The organism is Streptomyces sp. NPDC043867, from assembly GCF_056435845.1.
Map to the genome: position 1 here is coordinate 1 of NZ_JBWKDS010000037.1, position 8,849 is coordinate 8,849.

Below are 8,849 nucleotides of genomic sequence, written 5' to 3' on the forward strand. Positions count from 1 at the left end.
GAAGAGAAGGAGAGGGCCGACGTGGGTTGGGTTTCTTTCGTACCGTTGCGGTTGGGGGCGGGAACTAGATGAAAAACCCCCCCCCCCCCCCCCCCCCCCCCCCCCCCCCCGCCCACCCCCCCCCCCCCCCCCCCCCCCCCCCCCCCCCCCCCCCCACCCTCGCACTCCGGGGTACCGGTCGCCCGGCCGTCAGCAGCCCGCGTCAGGCACCGGCCTCGGCCTGCGCCTCGTCCCGGGAGGCGTCCGGCACCGGCTGCGCGGGCCGGCCGGCGCCCATCCGCTGGCGGACCAGCGCGATCGTCAGGACCACGGCCGCGACGAGCAGCGACAGCAGGACGGTCTCGCGGCCGTCGTGCTCGGTGTCCGTCAGCATGTAGCCGAGCACGAAGACGATCATCGCGGCGGTCGCCCAGGTGAGGTACGGGTACAGCCACATCCGCACGACCAGCTTCTCCGGCGCCTCACGCTGGATGATCTTGCGCATGCGCAGCTGGGAGAAGCAGATGACCAGCCAGACGAACAGGGCCACCGCGCCGGAGGAGTTGACCAGGAAGAGGAAGACGGAGTCGGGGAACTTGTAGTTGAAGAAGACGGCGACGAAGCCGAACACGACCGAGACCACGATGGCGGTCATCGGCACACCCCGTGCCGTCGTCCGCGCGAACGCCTTCGGTGCGTCCCCGCGCTCACCGAGCGAGAACGCCATCCGGGAGGCCGTGTACAGACCGGAGTTGAGGCAGGACAGCACCGACGTCAGCACGATGAAGTTCATGATCTGACCGGCGTGCGCGATGCCCAGGGAGTTCAGCGCGGCGACGTAGGAGCCCTCGTCGGCGATGGACTTGTCGTTCCACGGCAGGAGCGAGACGACGACGAGGATCGAGCCGAGGTAGAAGACGGCGATCCGCCAGATGATGCTGTTGGTGGACTTGGTGACCGCGCGCTGCGGGTCCTCGGACTCACCGGCCGCCAGCGTGGCGATCTCGCTGCCCATGAAGGAGAAGACCACCAGCAGGACGCCGGTGAGGATCGCGCCGGGCCCGTGCGGGAGGAAGCCGCCGTGCTCGGTCAGGTTGCCGAAGCCCGCCTTGTCCGCGTCGACGCCGGGCAGCACGCCGAAGACGGCCAGACCGCCCACCACGATGAACGCGCCGATCGCGACGACCTTGATCCCGGCGAACCAGAACTCGAACTCGCCGTACGAGCCGACCGAGACCAGGTTGGTCGCGGTGAGCACCATCATCACGATGAGCGCCCAGCCCCACTGCGGAACGGCCGGTATCCACCCTTCGAGGATCTTGGCCCCGGCGGTGGCCTCCACGGCCAGCACCACCACCCAGAAGAACCAGTAGAGCCAGCCGATCGAGAAGCCGGCCCAGCGGCCCAGCGCCCGGTCGGCGTGCGCCGAGAACGAACCGGACGTCGGATTGGCCGCGGACATCTCGCCGAGCATCCGCATCACCAGCACGACGAGCGTGCCGACGAGGGCGTAGGAGAGCAGGATGCCCGGGCCCGCGGTGGCGATTCCGGTGCTGGAGCCGACGAACAGTCCGGCTCCGATGACACCGCCGATGGCGATCATCGACAGGTGGCGGTTCTTCAGTCCGGCCTGGAGTCCGCCACCGGGTTCTCCGGGGCTCTCCGGGCCGTGTCCGGCCTTCGACAGGGTCGGCTGCGAGGTCATGGGACGAGTTCCTTTGTGCCGAGTGTGCGGATTTCCCGTACGAGCGGTGTACGGCTCCTCATACGAGCGGTGTACGAGTCGGTCCAGTGAAACGGAGGCCACGGAATTCGTGAACCTTTGATTCCGGATCGTTACTTGAGGTTTCCCTGAGGTTTAGTGGCTCAGGCCACTCTCTTCTCCGGCGGCACCCGGCGGGGCCGGACGGATACGGGCGTGTCACACTCGGAGCATGCGCGTGTACCTCGGCTCCGATCATGCCGGTTTCGAACTGAAGAACCACCTCGTGGAGTGGCTCAAGGCGGCCGGCCACGAGCCCGTCGACTGCGGGCCGCTCATCTACGACGCCCAGGACGACTACCCGCCCTTCTGCCTGCGCGCGGCACAGCGCACGGCGGCGGACCCGGACTCCCTCGGCATCGTGATCGGCGGCTCCGGCAACGGCGAGCAGATCGCCGCGAACAAGGTGGCCGGCGTGCGCGCCGCCCTCGCCTGGAGCGAGGAGACCGCCTCGCTTGGCCGCCAGCACAACGACGCCAACGTGGTCGCGGTCGGCGCGCGCATGCACACGCAGGAGGAGGCGACGAAGTTCGTCGAGACCTTCCTCGGCACCCCGTTCTCGGGCGACGAGCGCCACGTCCGCCGCATCGACATGCTCTCCGCCTACGAGACCACCGGCGACCTCCCCGAAATCCCGCCCCACCACCCGCAGCAGTAGCCGACCGGAAACGCCGGACGGGGTGCATTCAGCCCGTCCGGCGTCCAGGACGTGCGCGAAGCGCGCCGGGGGGCGCGGGGGCGCAGCCCCGGGACGGGACGGGCAGGGGCCGAGGGGGCGAAAGACCCACCCGCCCCCAGGACGGACGACGCAGGAGGACCCCGTGCCCGAGGGGCACACGATTCACCGCCTGGCCAAGGACTACGCCGCGGCCTTCGCCGGCCGCAGAACCCGCGTCACCAGCCCCCAGGGAAAATTCGCGGACGCCGCGGCCCTGCTCGACGGCACCGTCCTGGAATCCGCCGACGCCCACGGCAAACACCTCTTCCTCGGCTTCCGCGCATCCGAGTGGATCCACATCCACCTCGGCCTCTTCGGCAAGGTCACCTTCGGCCCCGCCCCCGCCCCGCCGCCCACGGACACCGTCCGCCTCCGCCTCGCCGACGCCAGGTCGTACGTCGACCTGCGCGGCCCCACGACCTGCGCCCTGATCACCGACGCCGAGAAGCAGGCGATACACGGCCGCCTCGGCCCGGACCCGCTGCGCCCCGACGCCGACCCGGCCGGGGCCTACCGCCGGGTCTCCCGCAGCCGTACGACGATCGCCGCCCTGCTCATGGACCAGAAGGTGATCGCGGGCGTCGGCAACGTCTACCGCGCCGAGGTCCTCTTCCGGCACCGCATCGACCCGTACCGGCCGGGCAAGGACATCACCCCGGCCGAGTGGGACGCGATCTGGACCGACTTGGTCGCCCTGATGCGCGAGGGCGTCCGCCACAACCGCATCGACACCGTCCGCCCGGAGCACACCCCCGAGGCCATGGGCCGCCCGCCGCGCGTCGACGACCACGGCGGCGAGGTCTACGTGTACCGCAGGGCCAGCCTGCCCTGCCACGTCTGTGGCGGCGAGATCCGCACCGCCGGTCTCGCCGCCCGCAACCTGTTCTGGTGCCCGGCCTGCCAGACCCCGTGACGGTCACCGGACTCCGTGACGGTCACCGGACCCCGTGCCGTCACCGGACCCGTGACCGTCAGCAGACCCCGTGACGGTCACCGCGTCCCGTGACCGTCAGAAGCCGTGCGGCAGCCACGGCGCGACCGCCGAGGTGAACCCCGCCGACGCCTCGGCCACCGCGCCCTGCCGCAGCTCCCGCACCAGCCCCGCCCCCGCGAGCGACGCCAGGGACACCCCGCCGAGGTACGCCGACCCCAACTCCTTGACGGACAGGGCGAGATCGGCCGCGTCCTCCGTGCGCACGCAGGACGCGCCCTTCGTGTCGCCGGAGAGCCGCCAACGCCCCTCGTTCCAGGGGCAGAACGCGTCCTCGACCTCGAACACCACGTCCACCGGCGCCTGGTAGGTCCGCGCCGCCAGCGCGGCACCGACGTCGACGAGCCGCACGTGCAGCGCGTCCCGTGTCCGCAGGTTGCAGCGCCGGATGTCGGACACCAGATGCTGCCAGCCCTCGTCCACGGGACGGCCCCGCGTGCGCAGCGTGCTCGTCAGGTCGACGCCGAACAGGAACCGCCACAGCGCGGCCCGCACCACCGGGTCGAGCCCCTCCAGGTCCTCCAGGACGACCGTGCCGTTCTGCCCGGACGGAGTCCACTCGGGCTTGACCCGGAAGCGCGCGTAACCGGCGACCTCCCCGTCCCGCTCCGCGACCACGCACTGCAGCGCCGAGGCACCGCCCCGCTCGCTCTCCGGGTCGAGCAGCGCGACCCGCTCCCAGCCGGGCCGGCGCGCCAGCATGCCCGGACGGCCGGGCACCAGCCGCGCGTACACCGCCTCGCACGCGTCGAGCACGTCGGCCGGCGGCGCGTACCGCAGGCGTACGTCATCGGTGCCGGGCGGCACCGACAGCCGCACCCGGGCGGTGTCGATCTCGGCGTTCACGTTCAGGGTGCCGGTGCCGTAGCCGAACCGGCCGTAGATCACCGGCTCCGACGCGGTCAGGACGGCCACCGGCTCGCCCCAGGAGCGGACGTCGTCCAGCTGCCGGCGCATCATCGAAGTCAGTACCCCGCGCCGCCGGTGCGTCGCCGCGACGCTCACCATCGTGACGCCCGCGGCGGACACGCAGGCCCCGCCGGGCACTGAGAGGTTGAAGGTGAACGCGCCCGCGCTGCCGACGCACTCGTCGCCGTCCCAGACCCCGATGGAACGGTCGTACTCGGTGAGCGCACGCCACAGCTCGCGCTCCTCCGACGACTCCTTCACCCCGCCGAAAGCCCGGATCAAATTGCCGTACCAGGCGTCCCACTCGGCCGGTTCGAGCACCCGCACATCAGTCGTCATGGGCCATGCCTATCAGGGCAATGCGGTGCGAGCGAGGGAATTTCGCCCGGGTTACCGGAACCGTTCTTCCGTGAAGTTCTCCGTGAACTTGAGCGCTCGGACGGGGGACAAGTGGGACCTCCCGTGCCAAGGGACTGGTCCGATGGATAGGGTCCCGAGCAATGGCAGCAGGACGAGGGCGGCGCACGGCCGCCGAGACGTTCACGGCCCGGTTGAAGAAACAGTGGCACCGGGTCCGCACCGCCCTGCGCAGATCCGCCGTCGACTACTTCCGCGGGGACGGTTCGGACTGGATCGCGCTGGTCGGTCTGCTCCTGACGATCCCGCTGATCGCGGCCACCACGATGGTCAACTCCGTGTGGTGCTCACCCGCCGCGCTGGTCCTGCCGATCGTCGCGGGCGGACTGCTGCTGCGGCCGGCGAGCCTGCTCGGTCTGTACGCCGCCGCGGCCACCGCGCTGATCGTTGAGTCGGTCAGGCTCGGCCCGTACACGCAGGGCCCGTCGCGGGTGACGCCGGGCGTCGTGCTCGTCGTCGCGGCCTGCGGCTTCTTCGGGCTGCTGATCGCCCAGTTCCGCAGCCGGGTCGGCGTGCCCTGGCGGCGTGGCGGCACGATGCTCTTCGACCTGCGCGAACGGATCCGGGTGCAGAGCAAGCTGCCCCAACTGCCGCAGGGCTGGCACCGGGAGATGGCGCTGCGCCCGGCGGGCGGGCAGTCGTTCTCCGGTGACTTCGTGGTGGCCGCCCGGACGAACGGCGGGCGGACCCTGGAGGTCGTCCTCACCGACGTCTCCGGCAAGGGCATGGACGCGGGATCGCGCGCGCTGCTCCTGTCGGGCGCCTTCGGCGGCCTGCTGGGATCGCTGCCGCCGCACGCCTTCCTGCCCGCGGCCAACGGCTACCTCCTGCGCCAGGACTGGGACGAGGGCTTCGCGACCTCGATCCACCTGGTCCTCGACCTGGACTCGGGCGACTACGAACTCTTCTCCGCCGGCCACCCGCCGGGCCTCCAGCTCAGCGCGGGCAGCGGGCGCTGGGAGGAGAAGGTGGCCGAAGGCCCCCTCCTCGGTGTGTACGACGGCGCGCAGTTCGACCCCGTGAAGGGCTCGCTGCGCCCCGGAGACGTCCTGATGCTGTTCACCGACGGTCTGGTGGAGACCGCCGAACGCGACATCGTGGAGGGCATCGACCGGCTCACCGGAGAGGCCGACCGCTATGTGGCGGGCGGTTTCCACGGCGCCGCCTGGCATCTCATCGAGGCGGTCGCGAAGGACGTCAACGACGACCGGGCCCTGCTGCTGATCTGCCGCGAAGGACCCACGGCCGCCCGCTGACCGCCGGCGCCCCGGGGCGGACGGGGCTGGGGGACACTGGGGGAGTGACGCAGACTCTCCTGACCCTGGCCGAAGTCGAAGCCCTCGCCCGCAAGGCGCACGCCGCGCAGACCGACAAGGCGGGCCGGCCGTACGCGGAGCACCTCCAGGCCGTGGCGGAGGGGGTGCGCGAGCGAGGCGGCGACGAGGAGCAGCTTGCGGCGGCCTGGCTGCACGACGCCGTCGAGGACGACGCGCTGTCGCGGGAGTGGCTGAGCGGGGCCGCGCTGACCCCGCGCACCAAGGACATCGTCCTCGCGCTCACCAAGACCGAGGACGAGCCCCCGGAGTCGTACGCGGAACGCATCCGCTCGACTCCGGGGGCCCTTCTGGTGAAGGCGGCGGACCTGGCGCACAACGCCGACCCGGCCCGGCTCGCGGTCCTCGACGAGCACACCCGGGCCCGGCTGGCGAAGAAGTACGCCACGATGCGCGCGCTGCTCGGCCTGCCGCCCTCGTGAGCCCCGCCCCGAAAGGACCTGTCACGCCGCCGATTTGACCCGGGCGCGTTCGCGGGCGAGTTCCGTCGCGTCCTGCCGGAAGGCCCACTCCATCTTCGGTTCCATCGCCCAGCGGAACACGCGCTGCACGGGCGGGGTGCACAGCACGGTGATGACCGCGGCCGCGAAGAGCGTCGCCAGGATCTCGCCGTACGGCTTCTGCAGCCAGGCGTAGCTGTCGTACCAGCCCCAGAAACGGGAGCCCTTGGCGAGGAAGCCGTGCAGCAGGTAGCCGTACAGCGTGCCCGCGCCCAGCACGGTGAACCACATCTTCCGGCGCGGCACCCAGGCGAAGAAGCACGAGGTGAGGACCATCGAGCTGCCGAACAGCGCGAGCGTCATCACGACACCGGCCCACCACGGGGCACCCAGTTCCTGAGCGCTGTCACGGTGGTAGAACCAGGCCGAGTTCATCCGCGGCCCCGCCCAGTACGCCACCGCCAGCGCGGCCGCGAAGAGCGGCAGCGACAGGACGCGGACCTCGCGGCGCCGCATCAGCTGGAAGTACTCGGGCTTCATGAACAGGCCCATGACGAAGAACGGCATGAACTGCAGCACCCGTTGCAGGTCGAGGTCGTCGCCGATGTCGGGCGAGACCGAGGCCAGGACAGCGACGGCCAGCGCGAGCGGCACCGGCCGGCGCACGGCCTTCCACAGCGGGGTGGTCAGCCGCCACACGAACAGCGCGACCAGGAACCAGGTGAGGTACCAGGGGTCGAGCAGGCTGATCGGGTGTGTCGGGTCGTCGTCCGCGTACCGCTTGAAGAGGGAGTACGCGACCTCGAAGAGCACGTACGGCACGGCGACGCCGGTCACCAGCCGCCTGAGCCGGTCGGCGCGCATGTCGAAACTGCGGGAGAAATAGCCGGAGATGAGGATGAACGCCGGCATGTGGAACGTGTAGACGACCATGTACAGCGCCTCCGCGGCGCGGCTGTGGTCGGTCAGCGGTTCCCACGCATGACCCATCGCGACGAGAACGATCGCCAGGTACTTGGCGTTGTCGAAGAACGCGTCACGCTGTTTGAGCGGCTTGCCTGCGGGGGAGGCGGTCTTGGCGACCGGCTGTGCGGGGTGGGGCGAGCGCGGACTCGGCACTCCGTCCACCGGCTGCTGTGCCGGGGGGAGCGGCGCTCTGTCGTGGCCGTACGGACGCAACGAGTTCGTCACAGGCCCTCCCACCAAGAACTCGGCGGGACGGTCCATGACCTCGCTGCACTTGCGGGGGACGAGGCAGCGTGGAACATCTGAGGCACCCTAGCGTTGTCTGTGGGATTCCGTGAAACCCCTGGGTGTGATTACCGGTTTCGCCTGCGCATACCCCGGATTCGGCGAAGTCAACATGCGAATCCGCACACTGTCCGATCATCGATCGGCAGGAGCTGTCGGCCTGTTGTGTACCACTTCATCCTGACTAAATGGTGCATAACACTCGCGGGCGACTCTGGCGGAATGTCCGCTTCATTGGTCTTTTCTTACCTGTGCTCGCTGCCGTGGTGTGCCCGCCGCGACAATTCGAATTACCTGCGAACAGGATGTGTGGACATGGAAACGATCACTTTGAATTCCCGGCGCGGGGGCACCGCCGAATTGCTGTGCGGAGGCCCTGATCCGGGTCCCGCGGGGCAGGCGCGGCGACGCGGGACCCGGGTCTCCTTCGCCGACGTTGCCTCACCGGCCGCATACGGGGGGCCTGTTGGTGGCACGATGGTTCTGGCGGGGGTGCGCGGGGCTGGCGCTCCCGGGCCGGTAGAGCGGAACCGACCGTAGGGTGTGATCAGTTGTGGCCATTTCGCTGTCAGTGGTGCTGCTGTTGGCGATCATCCTGGTGGTGTTGATCCGAGGGGGTTCGATCAAGGCGGGGCCGGCCATCGTGGCGGTGCTCTTCGGCTTCTTCCTCGCCTCGACCGGGATGGCTCCGTCCATCAACCGGTTCCTGAACTCGATAGCGGAGACCATCAACTCGATCAGCTTCTGACCGGACGTGACGCTCCCCGGGCACCCGACCCCGCCCGGGCGGGCTCCGCGTCTCCGCGCACCCGCGGACCGACGGCCTCCGCCACCGCTCGCGGGCGCCGTCAGCCGACCGGTCGTACGCCCCGCCGGTCGCGGACGGCCACCCGCACGCCCCCGGGCGCGGGAAAGCCCCGGTCACGGCACGCGAAAAACCTCCGGCCCGGGGGCGGGGGGGGGCGTGGGGGGGGGGGGGGGGGGGGGGGGGGGGGGGGGGGGGGGGGGACAACGCGCGGGTGTTTTGGGCGGAAGGGGTTGCAATTGT

The 8,849-nt window shown here is 70.7% G+C and carries 8 protein-coding genes; 5 read left to right on the forward strand and 3 right to left on the reverse strand.

What is annotated here, in order from left to right; all coding sequences use genetic code 11:
* Positions 1-202: 202 nt before the first annotated feature.
* Complete coding sequence (locus tag AC069T_RS29425; protein ID WP_478785642.1) at positions 203-1,684, reverse strand: amino acid permease; 1,482 nt, start codon at positions 1,682-1,684, stop codon at positions 203-205.
* A 229-nt stretch (positions 1,685-1,913) separates the two neighbouring features.
* On the opposite strand from AC069T_RS29425, the gene AC069T_RS29430 reads away from it, so the two are divergent.
* Together AC069T_RS29430 and AC069T_RS29435 are read left to right on the forward strand one after the other, a co-directional pair.
* Positions 1,914-2,399, forward strand: coding sequence for a ribose-5-phosphate isomerase (locus AC069T_RS29430; RefSeq protein ID WP_478785643.1), 486 nt, complete (start codon positions 1,914-1,916; stop codon positions 2,397-2,399).
* A 163-nt stretch (positions 2,400-2,562) separates the two neighbouring features.
* Positions 2,563-3,372, forward strand: a complete 810-nt coding sequence (locus AC069T_RS29435) for an Fpg/Nei family DNA glycosylase (protein WP_478785644.1) — start codon at positions 2,563-2,565, stop codon at positions 3,370-3,372.
* Between the two features lie 96 nt (positions 3,373-3,468).
* Here AC069T_RS29435 and AC069T_RS29440 read toward each other — a convergent pair whose 3' ends face one another.
* Positions 3,469-4,698: a GNAT family N-acetyltransferase gene (locus AC069T_RS29440; protein WP_478785645.1), complete on the reverse strand. Its 1,230-nt coding sequence runs from the start codon at positions 4,696-4,698 to the stop codon at positions 3,469-3,471.
* A gap of 161 nt (positions 4,699-4,859) precedes the next feature.
* On the opposite strand from AC069T_RS29440, the gene AC069T_RS29445 reads away from it, so the two are divergent.
* Together AC069T_RS29445 and AC069T_RS29450 are read left to right on the forward strand one after the other, a co-directional pair.
* On the forward strand, positions 4,860-6,032 hold the full coding sequence (locus tag AC069T_RS29445; RefSeq protein ID WP_478785646.1) for a PP2C family protein-serine/threonine phosphatase: 1,173 nt from the start codon (positions 4,860-4,862) through the stop codon (positions 6,030-6,032).
* A 44-nt stretch (positions 6,033-6,076) separates the two neighbouring features.
* The gene (locus AC069T_RS29450) at positions 6,077-6,532 is read left to right on the forward strand and encodes an HD domain-containing protein (RefSeq protein ID WP_478785647.1); all 456 of its coding nucleotides are present in this window, start codon (positions 6,077-6,079) and stop codon (positions 6,530-6,532) included.
* 21 nt (positions 6,533-6,553) lie between these two features.
* Here the strand turns inward: AC069T_RS29450 and AC069T_RS29455 are convergent, their stop codons facing one another.
* On the reverse strand, positions 6,554-7,741 hold the full coding sequence (locus AC069T_RS29455; protein ID WP_478785648.1) for an acyltransferase family protein: 1,188 nt from the start codon (positions 7,739-7,741) through the stop codon (positions 6,554-6,556).
* A 613-nt stretch (positions 7,742-8,354) separates the two neighbouring features.
* On the opposite strand from AC069T_RS29455, the gene AC069T_RS29460 reads away from it, so the two are divergent.
* The gene (locus AC069T_RS29460) at positions 8,355-8,549 is read left to right on the forward strand and encodes a hypothetical protein (protein ID WP_016435177.1); all 195 of its coding nucleotides are present in this window, start codon (positions 8,355-8,357) and stop codon (positions 8,547-8,549) included.
* Positions 8,550-8,849: the final 300 nt, after the last annotated feature.